General features: G+C 62.5%; 19 protein-coding genes. 13 read left to right on the forward strand and 6 right to left on the reverse strand.

Annotated features, from left to right (window positions below):
* The first annotated feature begins 2 nt into the window (after positions 1–2).
* The 7 genes from polA to F4Z81_02560 all read left to right on the forward strand — a co-directional run bounded on the left by polA (position 3) and on the right by F4Z81_02560 (position 9038).
* Positions 3–2642 carry a DNA polymerase I gene (gene polA / locus F4Z81_02530; protein ID MXW03924.1) on the forward strand — a complete coding sequence of 880 codons (2640 nt, stop codon included), beginning with the start codon at positions 3–5 and terminating at the stop codon, positions 2640–2642.
* A gap of 9 nt (positions 2643–2651) precedes the next feature.
* The gene (locus F4Z81_02535; protein ID MXW03925.1) at positions 2652–4487 is read left to right on the forward strand and encodes a Rieske (2Fe-2S) protein; all 1836 of its coding nucleotides are present in this window, start codon (positions 2652–2654) and stop codon (positions 4485–4487) included.
* 70 nt (positions 4488–4557) lie between these two features.
* Positions 4558–6309 carry a Rieske (2Fe-2S) protein gene (locus F4Z81_02540; protein MXW03926.1) on the forward strand — a complete coding sequence of 584 codons (1752 nt, stop codon included), beginning with the start codon at positions 4558–4560 and terminating at the stop codon, positions 6307–6309.
* 45 nt (positions 6310–6354) lie between these two features.
* Positions 6355–7650 carry a sulfite oxidase gene (locus tag F4Z81_02545; protein MXW03927.1) on the forward strand — a complete coding sequence of 432 codons (1296 nt, stop codon included), beginning with the start codon at positions 6355–6357 and terminating at the stop codon, positions 7648–7650.
* A gap of 48 nt (positions 7651–7698) precedes the next feature.
* Positions 7699–8061, forward strand: a complete 363-nt coding sequence (locus F4Z81_02550) for a VOC family protein (GenBank protein ID MXW03928.1) — start codon at positions 7699–7701, stop codon at positions 8059–8061.
* A 354-nt stretch (positions 8062–8415) separates the two neighbouring features.
* Complete coding sequence (locus F4Z81_02555; GenBank protein ID MXW03929.1) at positions 8416–8754, forward strand: type II toxin-antitoxin system RelE/ParE family toxin; 339 nt, start codon at positions 8416–8418, stop codon at positions 8752–8754.
* Positions 8751–9038: a helix-turn-helix domain-containing protein gene (locus F4Z81_02560; protein MXW03930.1), complete on the forward strand. Its 288-nt coding sequence runs from the start codon at positions 8751–8753 to the stop codon at positions 9036–9038. Before F4Z81_02555 ends, F4Z81_02560 begins: the two co-directional genes overlap by 4 nt.
* Positions 9039–9054: 16 nt before the next feature.
* Here F4Z81_02560 and F4Z81_02565 read toward each other — a convergent pair whose 3' ends face one another.
* Both F4Z81_02565 and F4Z81_02570 read right to left on the reverse strand, forming a co-directional pair.
* Positions 9055–9909 carry a phytanoyl-CoA dioxygenase family protein gene (locus F4Z81_02565; protein ID MXW03931.1) on the reverse strand — a complete coding sequence of 285 codons (855 nt, stop codon included), beginning with the start codon at positions 9907–9909 and terminating at the stop codon, positions 9055–9057.
* Positions 9910–9950: 41 nt separating this feature from the next.
* Positions 9951–10853, reverse strand: coding sequence for a hypothetical protein (locus F4Z81_02570; protein ID MXW03932.1), 903 nt, complete (start codon positions 10851–10853; stop codon positions 9951–9953).
* Between the two features lie 245 nt (positions 10854–11098).
* On the opposite strand from F4Z81_02570, the gene aceE reads away from it, so the two are divergent.
* Entirely contained in the window at positions 11099–13780 is a 2682-nt protein-coding gene (gene aceE / locus F4Z81_02575) for a pyruvate dehydrogenase (acetyl-transferring), homodimeric type (GenBank protein ID MXW03933.1), read from the forward strand.
* 46 nt (positions 13781–13826) lie between these two features.
* Here the strand turns inward: aceE and trxA are convergent, their stop codons facing one another.
* Together trxA and F4Z81_02585 are read right to left on the reverse strand one after the other, a co-directional pair.
* Positions 13827–14642: a thioredoxin gene (gene trxA / locus F4Z81_02580; GenBank protein ID MXW03934.1), complete on the reverse strand. Its 816-nt coding sequence runs from the start codon at positions 14640–14642 to the stop codon at positions 13827–13829.
* 106 nt (positions 14643–14748) lie between these two features.
* Positions 14749–15510, reverse strand: coding sequence for a cytidylate kinase-like family protein (locus F4Z81_02585; protein ID MXW03935.1), 762 nt, complete (start codon positions 15508–15510; stop codon positions 14749–14751).
* Between F4Z81_02585 and F4Z81_02590 the strand changes: the two genes are divergently transcribed.
* Together F4Z81_02590 and F4Z81_02595 are read left to right on the forward strand one after the other, a co-directional pair.
* A complete protein-coding gene (locus F4Z81_02590) occupies positions 15509–16321 on the forward strand; it encodes a purine-nucleoside phosphorylase (GenBank protein MXW03936.1) in 813 nt (270 codons plus the stop codon). The two genes, F4Z81_02585 and F4Z81_02590, sit on opposite strands and share 2 nt — an antisense overlap.
* Before the next feature lie 36 nt (positions 16322–16357).
* A complete protein-coding gene (locus tag F4Z81_02595) occupies positions 16358–17233 on the forward strand; it encodes an acetyl-CoA carboxylase carboxyltransferase subunit beta (protein MXW03937.1) in 876 nt (291 codons plus the stop codon).
* Between the two features lie 38 nt (positions 17234–17271).
* Here the strand turns inward: F4Z81_02595 and F4Z81_02600 are convergent, their stop codons facing one another.
* Positions 17272–18681, reverse strand: a complete 1410-nt coding sequence (locus tag F4Z81_02600) for an amidophosphoribosyltransferase (GenBank protein MXW03938.1) — start codon at positions 18679–18681, stop codon at positions 17272–17274.
* Between the two features lie 207 nt (positions 18682–18888).
* Between F4Z81_02600 and F4Z81_02605 the strand changes: the two genes are divergently transcribed.
* The 3 genes from F4Z81_02605 (at position 18889) to F4Z81_02615 (ending at position 23802) form a co-directional block, all read left to right on the forward strand.
* A complete protein-coding gene (locus F4Z81_02605) occupies positions 18889–19350 on the forward strand; it encodes a nucleoside-diphosphate kinase (protein ID MXW03939.1) in 462 nt (153 codons plus the stop codon).
* Between the two features lie 20 nt (positions 19351–19370).
* Entirely contained in the window at positions 19371–21596 is a 2226-nt protein-coding gene (locus F4Z81_02610) for an ATP-dependent RecD-like DNA helicase (GenBank protein MXW03940.1), read from the forward strand.
* A 181-nt stretch (positions 21597–21777) separates the two neighbouring features.
* On the forward strand, positions 21778–23802 hold the full coding sequence (locus F4Z81_02615; GenBank protein MXW03941.1) for a peptide transporter: 2025 nt from the start codon (positions 21778–21780) through the stop codon (positions 23800–23802).
* A gap of 27 nt (positions 23803–23829) precedes the next feature.
* Here F4Z81_02615 and F4Z81_02620 read toward each other — a convergent pair whose 3' ends face one another.
* Positions 23830–24837: a hypothetical protein gene (locus tag F4Z81_02620; GenBank protein MXW03942.1), complete on the reverse strand. Its 1008-nt coding sequence runs from the start codon at positions 24835–24837 to the stop codon at positions 23830–23832.
* Positions 24838–24868 lie beyond the last annotated feature (31 nt).

Below are 24868 nucleotides of genomic sequence, written 5' to 3' on the forward strand. Positions count from 1 at the left end.
CCATCGCCAATACCATCCTCGGCATCCTGAACAAGAACAGGCCCACCCACATCGCCGCGGTGTTCGATACACCCGAACCGACCCACCGCCACGAGCAGTATCCCGAGTACAAGGCGCAGCGGGACGCCATGCCCGAAGACCTGAGCATCGCGCTGCCTTTCCTGTTCCGGTTGATCGAAGGATTCAACATCCCGGTGATCCGCGTCCCGGGATGGGAGGCCGACGACGTGATCGGAACCTTGGCGAAGCAGGCCGACGAAGCGGGTTTCACCACCTTCATGGTCACGCCGGACAAGGACTACGCGCAACTCGTCTCCGAGCAGTCCTACATCTGCAAGCCCGGGAACACCGGGGACAACTTCGAAACCATGGGCGTGGCCGAGGTGCTGGAGAAATGGGGCGTCGAGCGGGTCGACCAGGTGATCGACGTGCTCGGGCTCATGGGCGATACCAGCGACAACGTGCCCGGCGTTCCGGGCGTCGGCGAAAAGACCGCGCAGAAGCTCATCGCCCAGTTCGGATCCGTAGAGAACCTGCTGGAAAACACCCACGAGTTGAAGGGCAAGCAGAAAGAGCGCATCGAGGATAACCGGGACATGGCCGTGTTGTCAAAGAGCCTGGTCACCATCGAGCGGGACGTGCCGCTGGACGTCACACCGGACGCATTGACCGTCAAGGAGCGCAAGGAAGAAGACCTCAAGAAGCTGTTCGTCGAACTGGAGTTCAATACCCTGGGCAAGCGGCTCTTCGGGGACGATTTCTCGGCGGCCCCCCGGCTGACCGTCGCCGGCACCCAGGAAGACCTGTTCGGGGCTGACCAGCTGAAGACGATCGCGGACGTGGAGCACGACTACCACTGCGTCGACACCCCGGAAGCCCGCGCGGCGCTCATCGACGAACTCTCCCGTGCGCCCTCCTTCTGTTTCGACATGGAAACGACGAGCCTGGATCCCAAGACCTGCGAAATCCTGGGATTCGCCTTCTCGATCAAGCCGCATACCGGTTATTATGTGCCCATGCCGGACGGACGACGGGAGGAGGTACTGCGGGTCGCAGCCGAATTCCAGTCCCTCTTCGACGACACCGGCAAGGAACTCATCGGCCACAACATCAAGTTCGACCTGTCCGTGCTGCGGTGGCACGGGATCACCGTGTCCTGCCGCATCTTCGACACCATGCTGGCAGCCTACGTGACCGTGCCGGACCTGCGCCGTACCATGGATTACCTCTCCCAGGCCCTTTTGGGCTACACGCCGATTTCCATCACCACCCTCATCGGCGAGAAGGGCGAGGAACAGGGCACGCTGAGGGACGCGCCGCTGGAGAAGGTCGTGGAGTACGCGGCCGAAGACGCCGATATCACCCTGCAACTGGCCAAGCTTCTGCGGCCCCGGATCGGCGAGATGAACCAGGATACCGTCTTCACGGACATCGAGTGTCCCCTGGTGCCCGCCCTCGTGGAAATGGAACACGAAGGCGTGCGGATGGACGTGGGGCAGCTCGAGCACCTTTCCCGCCTGCTCGATGAAGAGATCCAGCGGTCCTCGGACCGGATCACCGAACTGGCCGGTGAACCCGTGGACTTCAATTCGGCGAAACAGCTCGGGCACATCCTCTTCGACAAGCTGAAAATCGATCCCAACGCCAAGCGCACGGCCAAGACCGGCCAGTACTCGACGGCGGAAGCCATACTCCGCCGGCTCGCGCCCAAGCACGAGATCGTGGAGCAGATCCTCCACTACCGGATGTGCACCAAGCTGAATTCGGTGTACGTCAGCCAGTTGCCGCACGCCGTGTTTTCCGGGACGGGGCGCGTGCATACCTCCTATGAGCAGGCCGTGATCGCTACCGGACGTATCCAGTCCCACGGACCCAACCTGCAGACCATCCCGGTCCGCACGGAGATGGGCCGCCAGATCCGCAAGGCCTTTGTGCCCCGGGACGACGACTACCTCCTGATGGCCGCGGACTATTCCCAGATCGAACTGCGCATCGCGGCCGAGCTCAGCCGGGACGAGGGCATGATGGAGACCTTCATCCAGCACGAGGACATCCACTCGGCGACGGCCATGAAGATCTACGACGTGGAGCCCGACGGGGTGACCGACGAGATGCGACGGCGCGCCAAGACCGTCAATTTCGGCATCATCTACGGCATCTCCGCTTTCGGGCTGGCCGAACGGCTCAACATCCCGAGGGGACAGGGGCAGGAGTTGATCGACCAGTATTTCGCGAAGTATCCGGGGACGCGCAAGTACATGGACGAAACGGTCAAGTTCGCGGAGGAGAACGGATTCGTCGAGACCATGACGGGCCGGCGCCGGTACCTGCGGGACATCAATTCCCGGAACAACACCACCAAGCGCGCCGAGGAGCGCGTCGCCATCAATTCCCGCATCCAGGGCACGGCGGCCGACCTGATCAAGCTGGCCATGACGCGGATTCACAACGAGTTTAAAAAGCGGGCGTGCCGCACGCGGATGCTGCTACAGGTGCATGACGAACTCGTCTTCGACCTGCACAGATCGGAACAGGACACCGTGCCCGGCCTGATCGAGGAATGCATGCGGGGCGCGCTGCCCATGACCGTGCCCATCGAAGTGGAAATCGGCATCGGCGCGAACTGGCTGGAAGCCCATTAGCGGCCTGGAATGCCCTCTAGCGGCCTGGATGCGCGCGCGCGTCAGAAACAGGACCGCACACCGAAGAAAGGAAAGGATACAATGAGCGCAGGAAACGGCTGGATCCGGGTAGGTACCCTCGCGGACGTGCCGCCCGGGGAGTCCCGCGCCGTCAAGATCAGCGAGGGGCGCAGCGTCGCCCTGTTCAACGTGGATGGCCGCATCCACGCCACAGACAACCAGTGCCCCCACATGGGGTTTCCGCTGACGCGCGGCGTGGTGAAGGACGGCGTCCTGACCTGCGACTGGCACGGACGCAGCTTCGATCTCGAAGGCGGCGGTTGCTTCAACTACGAATGCGACGACCTGGAGACCTTCCCGGTCGACATCCGCGGGGACGAACTGTGGGTTCAGGCCGGGGACGCGACCTACCGGCGCCGCGACCAGCACCTGCAGCTGCTCTGGGAGGGCCTCCTGAGCGGGGATTCGTGGACGATCTCCAAGGCCACCGCCCTGCTGCTCAACGGAGGCGTTTCGGAACACGACATCGTGCAGCTGGTCCTGCGTCACCTGGGCCGTCACGTGGCGTCGGAGCAGGACGCGGGCGGGGGCGGCAACATCGTTTCCCTGCTGGTCTCCGGCCTCGAAGTCGGCAAAAGGTACGACGGGGAGGATCGCCTGATGGCCCTGTCGCTGGCCGGCCGTGCGGCGTCGGGACGGGCGTCCGAACGGCTCGAGGTCATCACGCTGCCGCCGCCGGTGAGCTGGGAACAGATCGACGGCTGGGTACGCATGTTTTCCCGCAACATGCAGGATTTCCGGATCGAACGGTGCCTGCACACGGCCCGCGAAAACGGCCAGGAAGCGCATATCTTCAAGCTGCTGTTCGAATGCGCCGTGGCCCCTTATTTCCTGGGTTTCGCCCGGAATGTGGCCAACCTGGGGGACCTCGCCCGGGTGGTGGATACCTTCGGCTGGGGCGAGGCGTCCGAACTGGTCTGCAACCTCGGCGCCAAGATGGTCGGACGGGGCCGCGACGAGCCTGAGCGTTTTCACCGGGACGCGGTGCGCCTGCTCGAAGGCCTCGCGCCCGAACTCGAATCACGGGATTACGGGGCGAACACCCGCACCGACTACGATGAGAACGCCCTCGTGGACGCCCTGTTGAGCGTCGACATCGAGCGGTCATTCGAGGCCGTGGCCAAGGCCCTGCGCGACGGCGTGGCTATCGAACGCCTCATCACGACCTTCGTCCTGCTCGCGGCGGACCGCATGGCGCGGACGCCCGTGAACGTCGACGCCGGCTGGGGGCCGCTGTCCACCGAGTACAACCTGGCGGCTTCACTGCGGCACGTCCACGCCTACGGCGGTCCCGCGGCCGCGGCGAAGGGTCTCTTCCACGCCGCATGGCAGATCTTCGACAACCGATGGATCAACATTCCCTCCCGCGCTCTCGACGAACCCCTTCCGGATCATGCTTCGGACGCGCCAGACGCGGCCACCGCTTCGGAGCGCATCGTCCATGCCATCAAGTCGCTGGATATCCACGGCGTGGGCGACCAGGTGGTGGGTTACCTGAACAGCGGCTTCGACGGTTCGGAACTGCTCAGGGAAATCGGCCGGGCGATCCTGTGGGACGATACCAACATGGAGCTTCTGCCCACGCTGCGCGTCACGTTCAATGAATGGGAAGGCGGCGGCGATGCGGACGCGGGTGGTTCGGGACACCCGTCCCGGTACCAGCTCCTGGTGGGGCTGGCCCGGTACGCGACGGACGTGCGCCTGAACAAGAACAGCATGGCATCCATCAATACGGCTATGCGGTTTTCTGAAGGGCGGACGACGGTCGAAGTGTTTGACGACTAGGGATCGATCGACTGCAGACGTGGATCATCTGACAAGTAACATGCACGGATCATCGGAGAGGTAATCGGTTATGGCGACGGAACAGAATGGATTCGTACGGGTGGCGGGCGCGGACGAGGTGGTGGACGGCAAGCCCAAGGCCGTGAAGGTGGAGGGAAGGAGCATCGCCCTCTTCAGGCACAACGGGTCGATCTACGCCACGGACAACCAGTGTCCCCACATGGGCTACCCGCTGACCCGGGGGCGCGTCCGCAACGGCGTGCTGACCTGCGACTGGCACGGATGGAGCTACGATCTCGGCGGCGGCGGCTGTTTCACCGGCGGGTGCGACGACCTCGAGACTTTCCCGGTCGAAGAGCGAAACGGTGACGTATTCGTAAGTGTCGGCGACGGTGGATCGAAACGGTCCGACGCCCATTTCCTGCTGCTGAAGGAGGGACTCTATTCCACAGACCAGTGGACCATATCCAAGGCCGTGGCCATCATGCTGGCGCGAGGTGTGTCGGAAGGGGACACGCTGAACCTCATCATCCGCCACGGCGGCCGGCACATCGCCACGGAACGAGGCGCCAACGACGGCGGCGGAGAGGTATCGGATTTCGTCAACGGGATCAAAGTGGCCCGTCAATACGAGAGCGACGACCGGATTATACCGCTGACCTTCGCCGCCCATGGACTGTCGGGCCGCGCGGGGGACCGGCCTAGCATCCAGCGGCTGCCCGACCCGGTCACCTGGGAGAAGCTCGAAGGCTGGATCCGGGTGTTTTCGAAAGACAAGAAATGGGAAGGCATCGAGAAGTGCTTGATCACCGCCCGGCGCATGGGCGGCCATGACCACGAGATCCTGCCGCTGCTCTTCGAATGCGCCATGGCGCCCCATTTCCTCGGCAATTCGAACAACCTGCTCAACATCGGCTACATCGCGGAGGTGCTCGAGGAATTCGGATGGGACGATGCGGAGGAACTGGTCTGCAACCTGTCGGCCAAGATCCTGGGCCAGGAGCGGGGTCTGCCCGACGAGATCCGGCAGTCGGCCATCGACCGGTTCATTGCCGACACGGCGACGCTGGATGCCCTCGAAGACGGACAGGCCGACGGTTTCGCCGTGGATTTCGACGAGGATGCCTTCGCCGAAGGCCTGGTCAGCGGCGAGATCGGACCGACCTTCGGTGCGGTCACGCAGGCGTTGAAAGACGGCGTATCCATTGATCGGATCGTGACGACCATGGTGATCCTCGCCGCGGACCGCATGGCGCGCACGCCGGTGAACATGAACCCCGGCTGGGGGGGACTGGTCCGGGAGATGATGATGGCCTCCGCGGTGCGCAAGGCCCAGCGGTTTGCCGGCTCCAGGGTCGCCGCCCAGGCTCTGTACCACGTCGCCTGGCAGTTCTATGGCGACCGTTGGCTGAACATCACCCACCGGCCCCTGTCCGAGTCCCGCGGCAGCCTGCCCCCGGGAAGCGCGGACGAGTCCGAAGCGATCGAAAGCGTCCTTTCATCCATCGAAAAGATCCAGATCAGGGAAATCGGGCGGCAGACCCGGGACTACCTGCGATCCGGCTATTCGGGAGACGCGCTGCTCAGCGGTCTCGGCCTGGTGATCCTCAAGGACGATAACGGCCGCAACATCCTCTCCACGCTGCGGACCATCTTCGACGAGTGGACCCTGTGCGCGGATCACCCCTCGCGCAACCAGTTGCTGGTCGGCCTGGCACGCTGGGCCACCGACAGCCGGCGCGCCACGGGAAGCCAGTCCGCCGCGGCGACAGCCCTGCGGTTCGCCAAGGGGCAGACCGCGGTGGATCTGTACGAGGCGTAGTCGCCAATCTCTACCCGGGTCGAATCGGTTTCGAGGTGCACGGACATGGGTGCGGATTCTTCGATAAAACGGCTTAACACACTATACCGGGAAGACCCCGACGAGGCCGACCGGTTGCTGTTCGGACGCCGCACCTATCCTGATCGGCGCGGATTCCTGAAGAACGCCGGCCTGGCGGCCATGGGCGCGCTGGTCGGGGCCGCGATCCCCTTCCACCGCGACATCCCCGCCCACTTCATTCCGGTGGCGCTCGCCGCCGAGGGCGTCATTCCCGGCAAGGACGGCCTCACGGTCCTCAATGACCTGCCCATGTGCGCGGAGACCCCTCCGCACCTCCTCGATGACACCATCACGCCCACCGAAAGACACTTCGTCCGCAACAACGGACTGATGCCCGAGGATCTGGACGCATCGCGCTGGCTACTTGCGATCGACGGCCTGGTCGACCACCCGTTGACGCTCGGTCTCGATGATCTAGGAGCGCGTTTCGAAGTCGTAACCCGTGCATTGGCCCTGGAATGCGCGGGTAACGGGCGTGCCTTCTTCGACCCGAAGACGAAGGGCGAACAGTGGACCTACGGCGCGGTGGCCTGCTCGAAGTGGACGGGGGTGCGGCTTTCAGATGTGCTGGCGGCCGCTGGAATCTGGCCCGAAGCCGTCTACACCGCCCACTACGGCGCCGATACCCACCTTTCCGGCGCGTCGGCCGGGCTTCCCATCTCCCGCGGGGTGCCGATCGACAAGGCCATGGACCCGCACAGTCTCATCGCCTTTGCCCAGAACGGCCGGCCGATCCACCCTATGAACGGCGGCCCGCTGCGGCTGATCGTCCCCGGTTGGCCCGGTTCGTGTTCCCAGAAGTGGCTGACTCGCGTTGAGATCCGGGACCGGGTACACGACGGGCCCAAGATGACCGGAACCTCTTACCGCCTGCCGGACCGTGGGATCGCGCCCGGCGAGACCGTGGATGAACAGGACTTCCGCATCATCGAGCGCATGCCGGTGAAGTCGCTGATCACCCATCCCGCGACGGGACACCGGACAACGGAAGGCTCGGTCGAGGTGCGCGGTCATGGGTGGACGGGCGAGGGGCGCGTCGACTCGGTGGACCTGTCGATCGACTTCGGGGCGACCTGGATGCCCGCGACGCTGGATGATCCGGTAAACGCCTACGCCTGGCAGAACTGGCGGGCCACAGTGTCGTTCCCGCAGGAAGGATATTACGAGGTTTGGGCCAGGGCGACGGATTCGCGCGGCGTCAGCCAGCCCCACGCCATCGCGTGGAATCCCGGCGGCTACCTGAACAACGCCATGCACCGTATTGCCGTTTACGTGGAGTGAACCCGACCGGCTGGTGTTTTAACTCACATTGCCAAGGGGGTATGTTGCGTGCATAAAGTTCAGGGATTCGGCGGGTTCTTCTTTCGGGCAGAGGATCCGGAAGGACTTGCGAAATGGTACCATGATCACCTTGGCATCGATCCTGCTCCAACGAACATGGAGATGACGCCCTGGATGACCAAGTCCGGGGTCACGGTTTTCTCACCATTCAACGCTGACACGGATTACTTCGCAGCGGACAAGGCTTTCATGTTGAACTTCCGCGTGGCCGATCTGGACGCGATGATCACACAATTGAAGTCTGCGGATATCGAGGTCAGCCACGAAAGCGAGATGGAGGGCATCGGTCGCTTCGCCCGTATCCACGACCCCGAAGGAAACGCGATCGAGCTTTGGGAACCCGCCTCGTGAGATTCGGGATTACGCCGGTTGCGGACCCTGGAAGGGGCAGCCCGTGGGGTCGGATCCTTTGACAATCACGCCTTCCTTCTGTCGTTGCCGCGGGAGGGGTATTACGAGGTTTGGACCAGGGCGATGTATTCCCGCGTCGTCAGCCAGTCCCACGCCATCGCGTGGAATCCCGGCGGCTACCTGAACAACGCTATGTACCGTATTGCCGTTTACGTGGAGTAGGAACCTCCCTACGCCACGATTTTATTTCCGATAGTGCGATATAGAATCCTACTTATCCGAAAGGGGTTGGTGAAACGCTAAGTAGTTATTGACAACGTATCAAATTTGATACACGTTAGAAACGATGTCTGCATGTTGCGTGTAGTTTTCTATAGGACTGAAAGTGGACGTGAACCGGTCCGGGATTGGTTGACAACTTTAACCAGAGAGGATAAGAAGGCTATAGGCGCAGATATCAAGACAGTTCAGTTTGGCTGGCCATTGGGTATGCCACTAGTACGCAGACTGTATCGTGGGGTTTGGGAAGTGAGGTCTGTACTTCAAGGACGCAAAGCGCGAGTGCTGTTCACAGTTCAAGGCAGCTCGATCGTTTTATTGCACGGGTTCATCAAGAAGGAACGTAAGACACCCTATCAGGACCTGCAACTCGCCAAAACGCGAGCGGCTAAGCTGGGAGATTTGCCAGAATGACTTCTGTTAACATACACGTCGGAAGCGACTTCGATGACTATCTGAAGGAAGAAGGACTGACTCAAGAGGTAGAACGAGTCGCGATAAAGCGAGTGGGTGCTTATCAGGTGGGGCAATACATGTTGAATCAGGGACTGACCAAGACGGAAATGGCCCGGCGAATGCACACGAGTCGTGCCTCACTGGATCGTCTACTGGATCCGGAAAACAGTTCGGTTACGTTGCAAACCCTCGAACGGGCGGCCCGTGCGCTGGGGAGACGTCTGCATATCGCGCTGGTTTGACGCTGATCCCGAGCTGCTACACGTTATCCACGGCCGGCCGCGGCAGATCCGCCCAGTGGTCCGTGGGATCGGATCCCTTGACGATCACGCCTTCCTTGTTCCAGTTGAGTTCGGCGCGGACGGAGGCGGCGCAGAACCTGAGCGTCAGGCCGCAACGGCGACGGTCCGATGTATTGAGCCCGGATCCATGCAGCAGCAGGTCGCTGTGCAGTGAGATCTCTCCCGCCTTGAGTTCGATGTCCACCTCGGTGCCGTACATCCCGACTTCTTTCACCGTCTGGTTGAGCACGTTGTTCTCGACTTCTTCGCTCATGTGATAGGTAAGGTGCCCGTAGTGGTGCGATCCGGCCACGAATCGCATGCAGGCGTTGCCCGTGTCCGCGTCGTCGATGGCCAGCCAGGCGGTGACCGTCTTTGAAGGCGAGAGGGGCCAGAAACTGGCGTCCTGGTGCCAGTTGACTATCTTGCCGTCCCCCGGAAGCTTGCAGAAGAAGTGGGCGCCCCAGCCCACGACGTCGTCGCCAAGCAGGTCGCTGATGTAGGCGACGATCCGCGGATCGTTCATGATGTCGTGCACCATGCCCGATTTCAGGTGGGCCGAAATGATGGAATAGTTGTGGTCGCCCCGCGCCATGACCTGCTCGATCATGCCGTCGAACTCATCCCGGATGGCGTCGATTTCTTCGTCCGAGTAAATCCTGAAGGGCTTCAGGTAGCCCTGTTCGTTGAAGATATCGATCTGTGCGCTCGTAAGCACGGCCGGATGGTCGTTGCGGACCGGGTGATACCGCAGGTCGCGGGACATGCGGATCAGGTCTTCCGGGGTCGGCATCTGCTTGAATCGGGTGTCCTGCAGGGTCGTCTGCGCCATGGGACCGCTCCTTGTGGTGGCCGTCGGCCGGGTTGAAGGCCTCAGCGCTCGTTTTTCGTCCTCAAAATGACGTTCTCGGTTTCCATTTCCCAGGTTTCATTGTAGACCAGGGGCCGCGGCCTGCGCGGCGGATAGTCCGGCGGGGGATTCTCCGGGTCATTCAGTTCCAGGCGGTCGCGACCCCGGGGCGCTTCATACCAGTGTTTCTCCCGCTCAGCCGCCTCGATTTCCCTGCGGAGGATGAACTCCGCGTGATCGAAACCGGAGATCGCCGCGTCCGCCAGGAATACGCGATGCACCTCGCCGCCGTCCCAGGTTTCCAGGTCCGGCAACACCACGGGACCCGTACAGACCTGAAACTCGGCGTCTTCCTCGTTAATATTGATCAGATCCACGGGAAACTCAAGGGTTACCTTCAGGCTTCGGTCCGCCTGGCCTGCCTGGTCCGCCTGGTCCCGGTCGTGGCGGGTAGTTGAGGCGGTCCAGGTGATCCTGACGTTCATCAGGTCCCGGTCCAGCGTGGCCTGGACTAACTCTCGGGCATTGGTCAGCGTATCATCGATATCGTACTGCCTGATGTCGATATCGTGGCCCTGGAACTGCTCTTCCAGCGGGGTTCCCCCGGATCCGGCGGGCTCGGTGCTCGGCTTCCTGGAAATGGGAATGCTCAGGCTTCGGCTGAAGGCCATGCGCCATTCATCGCTGGGTATCTGGAAGAGGTTTCGGCGGGCGATCGTGTACTCCGAGCGGCAGGGCGCCCCCAGGTACAGCTCTGTTTTGTGTCCGGTTTCCAGATCTTCCACGGTACAGGCCGCCTCCAGATGGAACCGCACCTGGTAGGCTTGTCCCGGTGTCCCGACGAACCCACCGGCGTACTTGTATACCGGATCGGGTTTCCAGGGCCGGGATTTCCAGTGGAAGGAGGAACGATGAAATGCGATCATAATGAACCAAAATGTCCGGTTAACCGGGGCGGAGCAATACAAATTTGACCACGTAACGGATGGTCCGCGACCTTGATTTCTGTTGCGAGCGGAGGGCGGGACTGCTACATTGAAAGAACGTTTCAATAGGCAAATGACGGCGCGCAACCGAGATAAACAACGAAGCGCAGACCCGGAGAAAACAACGCCCGGTTCCGGCACATAACGGGCGCGGCCCATCGTACACAACGGTCCACGGACTGGAAATGACGCAGGATTCCTCACGCTCGGAGTATGAAATTGACCTGGATCGCGTAGAGTCCCTGGAATGGCTCGAATCGCTGGACTACGTGCTCCAGCACTCCGGACCGGGCCGGGTGCGCCAGCTGATCGCCCAGCTCCAGGCCCACGCCCGCGGCAAGGGCGTCCGGCTCCCCTTCGCAGAGAACACGCCTTACATCAACACCATCCCCCCCGACCAGCAGCCGCCCTATCCCGGCAGCGACGAACTCGAGCACCGGATCCGCAATATCATCCGGTGGAACGCCATGGCCATGGTGGTCCGCGCCAACACGGCGGACAAATCCCTCGGCGGTCACATCGCCACGTACGCCTCGGTCTGCAACCTCTACGAGGTGGGCTTCAACCATTTCTTCCGCGGACCGGGCGAAGGTTACGACGGCGACCAGATCTTCTTCCAGCCGCATTCCTCGCCGGGCATCTACGCCCGGGCCTATATCGAGGGGCGGTTCAACGAACAGCACCTGGACAACTTCCGCCGCGAGCTGCGGCCGGGAGGCGGACTTTCGTCCTACCCCCATCCCTGGCTCATGCCCGACTTCTGGATCTTCCCCACGGCCTCCATGGGCTTGAGTGCCATCATGTCCATCTACCAGGCCCGGTTCAACCGGTACCTGGAAGACCGCGGTCTCAAGCAAGGCAACGGCTGCAAGGTCTGGGCGTTTCTCGGCGACGGGGAAACGGACGAACCCGAGGCCCTCGGCGCCATCACCCTGGCGGCGCGCGAGAAGCTGGACAACCTGATCTTCGTGGTCAACTGCAACCTGCAGCGGCTGGACGGCCCGGTGCGGGGCAACGGCAAGATCATCCAGGAACTCGAAGCCGCCTTCCACGGGGCCGGATGGAACGTCATCAAGGTGATCTGGGGAAGCGGATGGGATCCTCTGCTCGCCCATGACGACGAAGGGCTGCTCGTGAAGCGCATGGGCGAGATCGTCGACGGCCAGTACCAGAAGTACACCGTTTCGGACGGCAAGTACCAGCGGGAGCATTTCTTCGGCGTGCATCCCAAACTCATGGAGATGTCCAGGCTGCTTACCGACGAGCACGTGCGGACCATTATCCGGGGCGGCCACGACCAGGAGAAGATCTACGCGGCGTACAAGGCGGCAGTGGAACATCCGGGCGCGCCGACCGTCATCCTGGCCAAGACGATCAAGGGATACGGCCTCGGCGAGTGGGGCGAGGGCAAGAACACGGCCCACCAGCAGAAGATGATCGACGAGGACGGGCTGCGCCATCTGCGCACCGAACTGGGCATCCCCCTTTCCGACGACGAGGTCCGCGAAGCGCCGTATTTCAGGCCGTCGGCGGACAGCGCCGAAATGGAGTACATCCGGGAACGGCGGGAGAGTCTCGGCGGCTACATTCCCCGGCGCAACGTTGTGAATCCCGGCCTGCCCTCCGCGCCGACGGACGAGGTGTTCGACGAATTCAAGGCGGGGACGGACGGCCGCGAGGTCTCGACGACCATGGTGTTTACCCGAATGCTGTCGCGCCTGCTGCGGGAACCCGAAATCGGCAAGCTGATCGTCCCCATCGTACCCGACGAGGCCCGGACCTTCGGCATGGAAGCCCTTTTCCGCCAGTGCGGCATCTATTCCCACGCCGGCCAGCTCTACGAACCGGTGGACATCGACACGCTCCTCTACTACAAGGAGGCGCAGGACGGCCAGATCCTCGAGGAAGGCATCACGGAGGCGGGCTCCCTGTCCTCCTTCGTGGCCGCCGGGACGGCCTATTCGACCCACGGCGTCAATACGATCCCCTTCTTCATCTTCTATTCCATGTTCGGCCTGCAGCGCGTCGGCGACCTGATCTGGGCCGCCGCGGAAATGCGCACTCGGGGCTTCCTGCTGGGCGGTACGGCGGGACGGACGACGCTGAACGGCGAGGGGCTCCAGCACCAGGACGGCCAAAGCCACCTGCTGGCCGACCCGGTCCCCAACCTGCTGACCTACGATCCGGCTTACGCCTACGAGCTGGCGACCATCATCAAGGACGGCATCCGGCGCATGTACGTCGACCAGGAAGACCTGTTCTACTACATCACCGTGCAGAACGAGAACTACGCCATGCCGTCCATGCCGGAAGGGGTGGAAGAAGGCATCCTGAAGGGCATGTACCGGCTCAGTTCGCTGAACGGGGGCACGGCAAAGGCCCACCTCTTCGGAAGCGGTTCCATCATCAACGAATCGCTGAAGGCCCAGGAGATGCTGGCCGAAGACTTCGGCGTGGAAGCGGACGTCTGGAGCGTGACGAGCTACAAGCAACTGCGGCGCGACGCCATGGAGACCGAACGCTGGAACCTGCTGCACCCGTCGGAAGCGCCCAGGGTGCCGTATGTTACCGCATGTCTCGAGGATACCGGAGGTGTCTACGTCATGGCCTCCGACTATGTCAGGACGCTGCCGGATTCCATCGCGCGCTGGGTGCCGGGCCCCGTGGTCTCGCTGGGGACGGACGGTTTCGGGCGTAGCGACAGCCGGCCGGCGCTACGGAACTTCTTCGAGATGGACGCCCGATTCATCACCCTCGGCACCCTCAATGCCCTCGCCCGGAAAGGCGACCTCTCCCCGGAGGTCCCGGAGCGGGCCATGCGCAAGCTGGAAATCGACCCCGAAAAGGCCAACCCCCTGGACGTGTGATCAGGTGTGACGGGGCGCCCGGCCGCGTCACGCCGACCAGGCGGGATCAGGCGTACAGTGCGTTGCTGAAAGCACGGCGGTATTGCCGCGTGGTGGGGTGATCCTCGCCGAGCATGCCGAAAATGGCGACACAGCTCCTCCTGGCCCCGTCGTCGTCATAGGACCGGTTCTTCTCCAGCACCTCGATGAAGCGCTGCAGGGCAAGGTCGTATTCCTCCCGCCTCAGATGCTCGATCGCCTGGATATAGATGGGCCGGACCGGGGCGTCCTCGAGACGCTCGGGCGTGTCCAGGTGAAGGAAGAGTTCCGCGATGGTCCGCAGTACGACCGCCGAGTCGTGGTATTCCGTGCCTGGTTCGATGGTTCGTAAAAGCTCCAGGCTGCGGCCGGGATCATCATCCAGCCAGGTGCGCGCCAGGCAGACCGCCGCCTGCTCGTTGTCCGGCTCCGCCGCCAGGACGTCCTCAAGCATCTCGCGGGACGCATCCCGGTCGCCGGTTTCGAGCAGCCGAAGCGCTTCTTCCAGCTGCTTAGCGCGTGGACTGGGCAGGGCTTTCTTGAGCCACTGTTCGATCATGGGCTCCGGCAGCGCGCCGGTAAACTCGTCCCGGACTTCGCCGTCGACAAACATCTTCACGTTCGGAATCCCCTGTATCCCGTATTGCCGGGCGATGTCCGTGTGCGTTTCCGTGTTGACCTTCACGAGTTTCCACCGGTCCCGGTGGCGTTCGGCGAGGGATTCGATTACGGGGCCGAGCATCTTGCAGGGCCCGCACCATTCCGCCCAGAAATCGACCAGCACGGGGACCGTGTGACTCTGTTCGACCACTTCTTTGTTGAAGTCCGAAACTTCGTAACTCATTGCCGTTCCTTACCGGTCTGCGGCGCGCATGGTAGAGAGCCGCTGGTTGACACGTATGCCGACTGGGGTTATCTTTCTTTGCGGTTCATCCGGGTGAATCAGGCTTTCAATCGTCGTCGCCGAAGAGTCTGCGGTGGAAGTCGATCACGATGTCGGCCATGTTCTCCCACGTCGTCAGGGACGTGTTGAAAACCGCGTGGTACAGCGTCGGATCCGTCCAGTCGCGATGGTAGTTATGCTGCAGGTACAGCGACCGCTGCCGGTCCTTTTCCTTGATGAGTTCCGCTGCCCGGTCCCGCGCGAGGTTCATCTCGTCCATGATAACGTCGACCCGGTATTCGAATGGCGCGACGAACAGGGTGCGGAAGACGTCATTGCGGTCCGCAAGGATGCACTGGCACCCGCGCCCTACGATGATGACGCGCTGCCTGTCTGCCAGCGAACGGATGGTATCCTGGAGGATCTGGAGGTATTCGTCCCGGTCCAGGAAGGTGTTCTTCAGGGAGGTGGGATCCTTCGTCCCCTCGTCGTCGCCCGGCACGTAGGGCCAGATGAGGGGCGGGTATTCCGGGGAAAGGGAGTAGACGGTCGAAGGCGTGAACAGTTCGCCGAGAAAGCGTCGTATGGGCGATTCGCCCACTTCGTCCAGCTGCTCGACGACATCCTCCGAAACGCCCGCGGCATGGGCGGTTTCGGCGATAAGTTCCTTGTCCACGCAATCATAACCGAGGCGGTCGGCGACGATCCTCGCAACGTCCCGCCCACCGCTGCCGTATTCCCTGGCGACCGTAATGATGCTCATGATGGACTCCTTGTTGCATTCAGCCGTCGAAGGAGACGAGGTAACCGTTTGAAAGTGCCGCGCCATGCCCCGTCATGATCCGTTGGACGCGACTGCGGACTTCCTGGGTTCGAAGGGGTTCGCGGCCACCCGCTTCGGCATGATCCTGGGTACCGGATTCGGGTCGTGCGTCCGGGCGGTCGAAAAGAAATCCGTTGTTCCCTACGGTTCCATCCCCCATTTTCCAGTATCGACCGTTCATGGCCACGAAGGCAACCTGGTCTTCGGCGCCCTGGGCGAAGCATCCGTGATTTTGATGCAGGGACGGATCCACCTGTACGAGGGTTACGACGCACGGCAGATCGCCTATCCTCTCGAGGTAATGCGCCGGTTCGGCGTCGAGATTCTGCTCGTGACCAATGCCGCCGGCGGACTGAATCCCCGGTACGAGGTGGGAGACCTCATGGTCGTACGGCAACATATCCATCCCATCGGCGTTAAACTGATGGGAGACTTGACGTCGGATACGGACGGCGAACCCTGTTACAGTGCGTCTTTGAGGGATTCGCTTCTACAGATCAGTATACAAAGAAACCAGCACGTCCAACAGGGAATTCTGGCTTGGATGCCCGGACCTTCCTTCGAGACCCGCGCCGAAATCGCCCTGCTGAAATCACTGGGCGCGGACGCGGTGACCATGTCGACCGTCCCGGAAGCACTGGCGGCCCGGCGACTCGGCATGAGGACTGTGGCCGTATCGTGCATATCCAATGTGTGGACGGGTCAAGCAGGTGAAACCGTCGACGCGGACGACGTGGCGACGACGGTCGAATCGGCGGCAGAGCGATGCTCCGAACTGTTCCGTGGCTTTTTACTCCGGATGGCTACCCGCGTTTAGGTTGGTTTTGGTACCACAGCGTTAAGCGAGCGAACTATGGCCTGGTTTGAGAGACGACAGCGGGGACTGAGCCCGCAAAAGCGCAAGGAAATCCCGAAGGGGTTGTGGGTCAAGTGCGACAAGTGCGACGCCATGCTGTACAAGGCGGAGCTCGAACGGGACTTCAACGTATGCGCCCATTGCGGGTACCATTTCAAGATCGGCCACCAGGGGTACATCTCCCTGATCATGGACCCGGACTCCTTCACGGAGACCGACACGGATCTGCGCACCGTCGACCCGCTCGAGTTCAAGGAGAAGGAAAACTACCCGGACTACATGAAGCGGTATCAGAAGCGGACCGGCATGATGGAGGCCGTGGTATCGGGCACGGGACGCATCGAGGGAAGGCTCGTTTCCCTGTCCATCCACGACGGGGCCTTCCTGGCCGGGAGCATGGGATCCGTAGTCGGCGAGAAGGTAACACGGTCCATCCGGCGGTCACTCGACCTGGAGATCCCGCTGCTCGTGGTCGCCACGTCGGGCGGCGCGCGCATGCAGGAAGGCATCCTCTCCCTCATGCAGATGGCGAAGACTTCCCTCTGGCTGAACCGCCTGTCGGAGAAAAAGATCCCCTTTGTCGTCGTGATCACGAATCCGACCATGGCCGGCGTGATGGCGAGTTATGCTTCGCTGGGAGACTTCACCCTGGCCGAGCCGGGCGCCATGATGGGCTTCGCGGGCGGAAGGGTGATCGAACAGACGATAGGATCGAGCCTGCCGGAGGGGTTCCAGACCGCGGAGTTTTTCCTGACCAAGGGTTTCGTCGACCAGGTCGTGCCCAGGACCGGGTTACGGGAGACCCTTTCCACGATCCTGAGCTATTTCCCCGACCGGGAAAAGAAGGAAGAGCCGGCACCGGAAGCGCCGTGATGCGCAGGCGGTCCTGAAGGGGTAGCGGACCGCGCCTTTCACGATTCCAGCATGAGCTTGTTGAGCGAATCTTCCGGAATGACCGGGTAGTCCCCGCTGAAGCAGGCCGTGCAGTAGCCCACCCCGGGCTTTCCGTACTCCTTGCCCGTCTTCACCATGCCTTCGATGGACAGGTAGCCCAGGCTGTCCGCCCCGAGATATTGGCGGATCTCCTCCACCCGGGTCTGCGAGGCGATGAGTTCGCCCCGGCTCTGCATGTCGATCCCGTAGTAGCAGGGATGGCGGATGGGAGGACTGCTGATCCGCACGTGCACCTCGGATGCGCCCGCGCCGCGGATCAGCCTGACCAGCTGATTGAGGGTGGTGCCCCGCACGATGGAATCGTCCACGAGGACGACGCGCCGGTTCCGCAGCACGCCCTGGACCGGGTTGTACTTCAATCTCACCGTGAATTCGCGCATCGACTGGTCCGGGTCGATGAATGACCGCCCCACGTAGTGGTTCCGGATCAGGCCGATCTCGAACCGGATTCCCGACTGCTCCGAATAGCCCAGCGCGGCGGTCGTGGCCGAATCCGGCACCGCGATGACGATATCGGCGTCCACCGGGTGTTCCTCCGCCAGCTGGCGGCCGAAGCGCCGGCGGAACTTGTCGCTGTTTTCTCCGAATACCTTGCTGTCCGGCCGGGCGAAGTAGATGTACTCGAAGATGCAGGCGGCCGGTTCCGCCTCTTCGAAGGGGAAGAAGGACCGGATGCCCTCTTCGTCGATGACGACCATCTCGCCGGGTTTCACTTCACGGACGTATTCCGCTTTCATGATGTCGAAGGCGCAAGTCTCCGACGCGAGCACGTGCGCATCACCCAGGCGTCCCAGGCACAGGGGCCGGAATCCGCGGGGATCCCGGACGCCGATCAGCTGCGAATCGGACAGGAACACGATGGAATAGGCGCCTTCGACCTGGCGCAGGGCGTCCGCGATCATGCCGGGCAGGTCGGGTTCGTTCGATCGTGCGATGAGGTGAAGAACGATCTCGCTGTCGGACGAGGTGCGGAAGATCGAACCGGTCTCTTCCATCGACAGGTGCAGCGCGCCCGTGTTGGTGAAATTGCCGTTGTGGGCGGTGGCCAACTGTCCGCGCTTGAAGTTGACCATGAAGGGCTGCGCGTTGTCGACGTTGGACGTGCCGGTGGTGGAATACCGGTTGTGGCCGATGGCCATGTGGCCTTCGAGATCGTTCACCCGCTCGCCATGGTCGTAGGCTTCGCTGACCAGGCCCATGGCCCGGTGGGATGCGATGTGATGGCCGTCGGAGACCGCCATGCCGGAGCTTTCCTGGCCGCGGTGCTGGAGGGCATACAATCCCAGAAAGGTCAGCCGGGCGGCTGCGGGGTCGCCATAAACGCCGAAGACACCGCACTCCTCGCGAATTTCATCGTCTTCCCACATGGCCTTGCCCCGATTGTATGTTGATGAAGCCCACCGACATTATATGCGCCGAAGCTGGAAATGTCCACCGCATTTTTACGCGATCTGAGCGAATTGCCAGGGGGGCATTTCCGTTGACACTCCGGGTGCCGCCGCCTACATTGCACGAGGCTTAGCACGAGGTTTTAATTTGTTGCCCCGACCCACATTTTAAAGGAGAATCAGTCCGTGGAACGAACGCTTGTTCTCATCAAGCCGGATGCCGTGCAGCGCGGAATGATCGGCCTCATCGCCGGTCGCTTCGAAAGCAAGGGGCTCAAGGTCGCCGGTCTCAAGATGATGCAGCTGACCGACGGGATCCTGGACGAACATTACGCGCACCTGTCCGACAAGCCCTTCTTCCCCCGAATCAAGTCCTTCATGCAGGAAACGCCGGTCGTGGCGCTGTGCCTGGAAGGCGTCGACGCCGTGGACGTCGTGCGGGGCCTGTGCGGCGTGACGAACGCCAGGCAGGCCGCCCCCGGCACGATACGCGGCGATCTCGGCATGAGCGTGCAGTGCAACCTGGTGCACGCTTCCGACTCACTGGAAACGGCACGGGACGAAGTGCCCCGCTTCTTCTCCGGGGATGAACTGTTTACCTACGCCAAGGCGGAAGACGCCGTCGTCTACGCCAGCGACGAACGTTAGGCGCCTTACTCCGGTCAGGCATGGACATACTCACCGGTACCATCGAGCGCATCACCTTCCAGAGCGAGGAGACCGGCTACACGGTCGCGCGGCTGCGCGCCGAAACGGACGCCTGCAGGACCACCGAGAACCTGGCGCGGGCGGCCACGCGGGACGGCCTGCTGACCGTCACGGGCGAATTGGCGAAGATCGCACCGGGCGAGCGCGTCGAAGTCTCCGGGTTCTGGGTAACCCACAAGCAGTACGGCAAGCAGTTCAAGATCGTCGAATCGAAGTCGATCCAGCCCACGACCACGGACGGCATTCGGAAGTACCTGGGATCGGGGCTCATCAAGGGACTGGGCCCGGCCAAGGCCGCCATGATCGTCGATCACTTCGGCGAGGACACCCTCGAGGTCATCGAGAAGACGCCCGGCCGGCTGTCCGAGGTGAAGGGCATCGCGAAGAAGACCATCGACGTCATCCGATCCGGTTGGGAGGAACAGAAGCACATCCAGGAGGTCATGCAGTTCCTGCTCGGACACGACGTCAGCATGGCCTACGCGGTGAAGATCTACAAGGCCTACGGTAACGAGGCCATCAGGCAGGTCACGGAGAATCCGTACCGCCTGTCCACGGATATCTGGGGCGTCGGTTTCAAGACCGCCGACAAGATCGCCATGAACCTGGGGGTGGATCCCGGAGCGCCCGCCCGGGTCGAGGCCGGCATCCGGTACGTCCTGGAGGCGCAGGCCGACGACGGTCACGTATTCGTGCCCCTGGAAACCCTCACCGAGGAAAGCGCCGCCGTGCTCGAGGTCGACGCCGATACCATTCCGGCCGGCATTGAAGCCCTGGTCCGGGCCGAGGTCGTCCTTTGCAACGAAGACCGGGTCTATCTCCAGCCCCTTTACTACGCCGAGCAGGGTATCGCACGGAACATCGCACGTCTGGTCGATCATCCCCGCACCCCGCCGTCCCCCGAACGAATCGACGAACACATCCAACACATTGAAAGAGAACGCAGCATCGTCTTCAACGCGGAACAGCGCGAGGCGATACACACCTCGGCATCCCGGAGTGTCCTGGCGATTACCGGCGGTCCGGGGACCGGCAAGACCACCTGCGTGCAGGGCATCGTCTACCTGTTCAACCGCGTGGGAGCGAAGGTGCTGCTGGCCGCGCCGACGGGCCGGGCCGCAAAGCGGCTGTCCGAGGTGACCGGCGCCGAGGCGAAAACCATCCACCGGCTGCTCGAATTCAACCCGGGGCTCATGGAGTTCGGCCGCGACCAGGACAACAGGCTGGAAGCCGACCTGGTCATCCTCGACGAGTCCTCCATGGTGGATACGGTCCTGATGAACGCCGTACTGCGGGCCGTGAAGACGTCAGCCCGCTTCATCATGGTGGGCGACGTCGACCAGTTGCCTTCCGTGGGGGCGGGCAACGTCCTCCGGGACATGATCGACGCCGGCCGTCTGCCGGTGGTCCGCCTGACCGAGATCTTCCGTCAGGCCCGGGAAAGCAGCATCGTGATGAACGCCCACCGTGTGAACCGCGGCGAAATGCCGGACACGAAGAACAGGAACCAGGGCGATTTCTTCTTCATAAACGAGCCCGACCCCGCGGCCGGCGCGGAACAGATCACCGAGCTGTTGACGGACCGCCTGCCGCGCAAGTACGGCCTCGATCCCTTCAACGACATCCAGGTGCTCACCCCCATGTACCGCGGCGACATCGGCGTGGACCAGCTCAACCAGAAGCTACAGCAGGTGCTGAACCCGTCGGGGTCCTCGTTGAAGCGGGGCGACCGGGAACTGCGCGTGGGCGACAAGGTGCTGCAGACGCGGAACAACTACGGGAAAATGACCTTCAACGGCGACATCGGACGCATCACGCACATCGATCCGGACGACCAGGCCGTGGACATCTCGTTCCAGGAATCCGTCCGGTACGATTACGGCGAACTGGACGAACTGGTCCTGGCCTACGCCATCAGCGTGCACAAGAGCCAGGGATCCGAGTATCCCGCCATCATCCTGCCGCTCTACAGTACCCACTACATCATGCTGCAGCGAAACCTGCTGTACACCGCGCTGACCCGGGCCCGGGCCCTGGCCGTCCTCGTCGGCACGCCCAAGGCCCTCGCCATCGCGGTGAAGAACAACCGGGTCGTCGAGCGATACACGGGGCTGCGGGATGCGCTGGGCGAATTGATCGGCGACCGGACGGGAAGCCTACCGGGTCTTCAGGGCCTTTCGCCGTGAGGTCCGGTCACGAAATACAACTTGACAGGGGTAGGAGGCGTCCTATCTTGTCAGACTTGTTATCCGAACATGCGGTAACTGGTGAATCCCCCACAATCAGCGTCGATGTGTATACATTGTATCTATTTGGCGTACAACATGTTGCGTGATTTAACGGCAGTACCGCTTCAGGAGGCCCGCGTTGTCCGTCCGTGAAGAGGAACAGAGGGAAGACAGTCCGGAGCAGTACCAGAATCCGGATACCGCTTTGTTCGGCGAAGCGGACGAACCCTACCTGCCGGGATTCAACCTGAAGACGATCTGGGCCTGCCTGTTCGTCGGGTTCGTCATGCTGCCGGGATCGATCTACCTCAGCCTGGTGACGGGCGGGCAGACCGGCGCGGCGGACTGGGTCACCGTCATCCTGTTCCTCGAGATCGCGAAGCGGTCCCTCGTCAAGATGACCCGGCAGGAAATCATGATCCTGTACTGGGCTGCGGCCGGGCTGGCCGCCGCGGGGAACGCCATGAACACGGGCATCACCGGCGGCCCCTTCGCCCACCTGATCTGGGAGCAGTACTACAAGCAGTCCCCGGAAGCCACGGGCATCGCCACGCTGATCCCCACCTGGGTCGTCCCGACGCTCGATTCCACCGCGATGGCCAGCCGGACCTTCTTCCACATGGACTGGTTCGTGCCTGTCCTCGTCCTCACCGCGGTGACGGTCCTCTTTGCCGTCAATTCCTACTCGATGGGGTATATCCTCTTCCGGGTCACCAACGACGTGGAGCGGCTGACCTTCCCGCTGGCGCGGGTGCACGCGGGCGGGGCCACGGCGCTGGCCGAGACGTCCCAGAACCGGGAGGGCTGGCGATGGCGGGCGTTCAGCATCGGATCCGTGATCGGCGTATCGTGGGGACTCCTGTACGTGATGATCCCCATCCTGTCCAGCACGTTCCTGGTCACGCCCATCACCATATTGCCCATTCCCTTTATCGATTTCACCACCAGCTTAAGGGAAGTGCTGCCGGCCACCATGGTGGGCATCGGCACCGATCTCGGCACGCTGTTGGCCGGGTTCGTCCTGCCCTACTGGGTCGTGATCGGCACCTTCGTGTCGTCGGCCGTGATCGCGCTTGTTGCCAACCCGCTGCTCTACCACAACGGCATCCTGACCACCTGGGAGCCCGGGATGTCGCTGATCCCAACGCAGATATCCAACAACATCGATTTCTGGCTCAGCTTCACCATCGGCGCTTCCCTCGTCATCGGCATCGTGGGTTTCACCGCGACCATCCGGGCCATACTGAAATCCAACCGTGAGCGGCGGGAAGATCCCAACCGGGAAACGGAAGTGCGACCGACGCCGAAGGGCCGGGGCGACCTGCCGATCTGGCTCGTCTTCATCTTCTGGTTCGTCAGCACGGCGGGCTTCGTGGTCATCCTCTACATCCTTATCCCCGATTTTCCGTGGTGGATCAGCGTCATCTTCGGATTCCTCTGGTCGCCGGTGTTCTCCTACATCGGTGCCCGGATGATCGGCATCACGGGTTCGCCCTACGGCACCTCGTTCCCCTTCGTCAAGGAAGCCTCGTTCCTGCTGTCGGGTTACCGGGGCGTCGACGTGTGGTTCGCGCCGATACCGATCTTCGAGCACGGGAAGGTGGCCGAAACCTTCAAGCAACTCGACCTCACCAAGACGACCTTCGGCAGTGTGGTCAAGCTGACCGCGGTGACCACCATCCTGATGTTCGTCTGCAGCTTCATCTTCTATTCGCTCGTATGGAAGCTCAACCCCATCCCGTCTTCTGCCTATCCCTACGTGCAGAAGATGTGGCCCCTCAACGCGGCCATGCGGACCATCTGGGTGAAGTCCACCCTGCCCGGCGGCATCACGTTCATCTTCGACATCATCAAGATCGAGTACATTATCGCCGGCCTGGGCATCACGGGAGGGCTCTTCGGCCTGATTACCCTGGTGGGCGGCTCGCCCCTCTTCTTCTACGGCCTGGTCGGCGGCATGGCCATGCCGCTCTGGCAGACCCTGCCCACCTTCTTCGGCGCGATCCTGGGGCGTTACTACTTCACCAAGCGCTTCGGCGAAGAGAAATGGATGTCCTACGTGCCCATTGTGCTGGCCGGCTACGGGGCCGGCATCGGACTCATAGGCATGATCGCCATCGCCATCGCGCTGATCTCCAAGGCGATTTCGCAGATCGTGTATTGAGGGAATCCGGTATACGGAACCGGTCGACTAGTGGTAGGCCCGCAGCGGCTCCACCGCGTCGGCCACGCGGGCGGCGATGTCCCGCGGCACCCGAGGATTGAAGGGGCCGCCCTCGCCCGCCGCCACATCCTCCCAGCCCCCGATGATCATCGCTTCCACCACCGCCGAGTAGTTGTACTGCCGGCCGTTCATGAAACGCAGGTGTTCGAGGTCTGCGATGAGGGCTTCTACGGCGGCCGAGGCCGTGTAGTCTCCACGGCGCTGGGCGTTGTTGATCTCGTCAGCCGAGCGCGCGGCGACGATGGCCGTACCCGAAGTGTGTCCCCGGGTACCCAGTTCGGCGGCCCGGGTGCTCCGGTCACCGATTCCCCACATGACGATGCCGTCGTCGCCAATGCCGTTTATGAGCGGGGTGACTTCTTCTTCGCTCGTACCCACCTTGACTCCGACCATGTGGGGGGAGTCCTTGACCAGCCGGATGATAGGGTTCACGTAGTCCGCGGACCGCATGTACAGCAGGAAGCGGGCGCCGCAATCCTTACCCAGCCGCTCGGCGAAGGCCATGTAGTCGTCATAAGTCGATTCGTGGTCGGCCACGCCGGTGAGCGGCATGATGAGGTAGATGTCCGGCGGACGGGGAAGGGCCGACTGCCCGCGAACGAGCTTCTCCGCCTGGGAAAGGGGATTCGGCACGATGCCGGACATCAGGAACCCGTCTTCCCCCATCTCTTCCCCGGTGGCCTCGATGACCCGCATCTGGTCCTCTAAGGAAAAGTGGTGGATCAGGCTCGTGCCCGCGATCCCGATCACACGCTTTCTGTTCCCGTCGAGGTGGTTGTTCTCCATCAGGTACCGGATGTTCCTTCGGTGGCCGCCTAAGTCGATGGTACCGCCGCGGAAAGGTACAATGGGAATCGCGGTGACGGAATCGAGCGTGTCGTAAAGGGCTTCGGATTGCATGGATAGGTTTCCTTTCGGATAGTGACTGTGTAACCAGCGGTCGCGGAATCGGCGATTCGTGTAACCAGCGGCCATGGAACCAGTGGCCGCGGAGCCAGCGGCCGTG

The sequence above is a fragment of the Gemmatimonadota bacterium genome, from assembly GCA_009835325.1.
In the GTDB taxonomy this organism is placed as follows: domain Bacteria; phylum JAAXHH01; class JAAXHH01; order JAAXHH01; family JAAXHH01; genus JAAXHH01.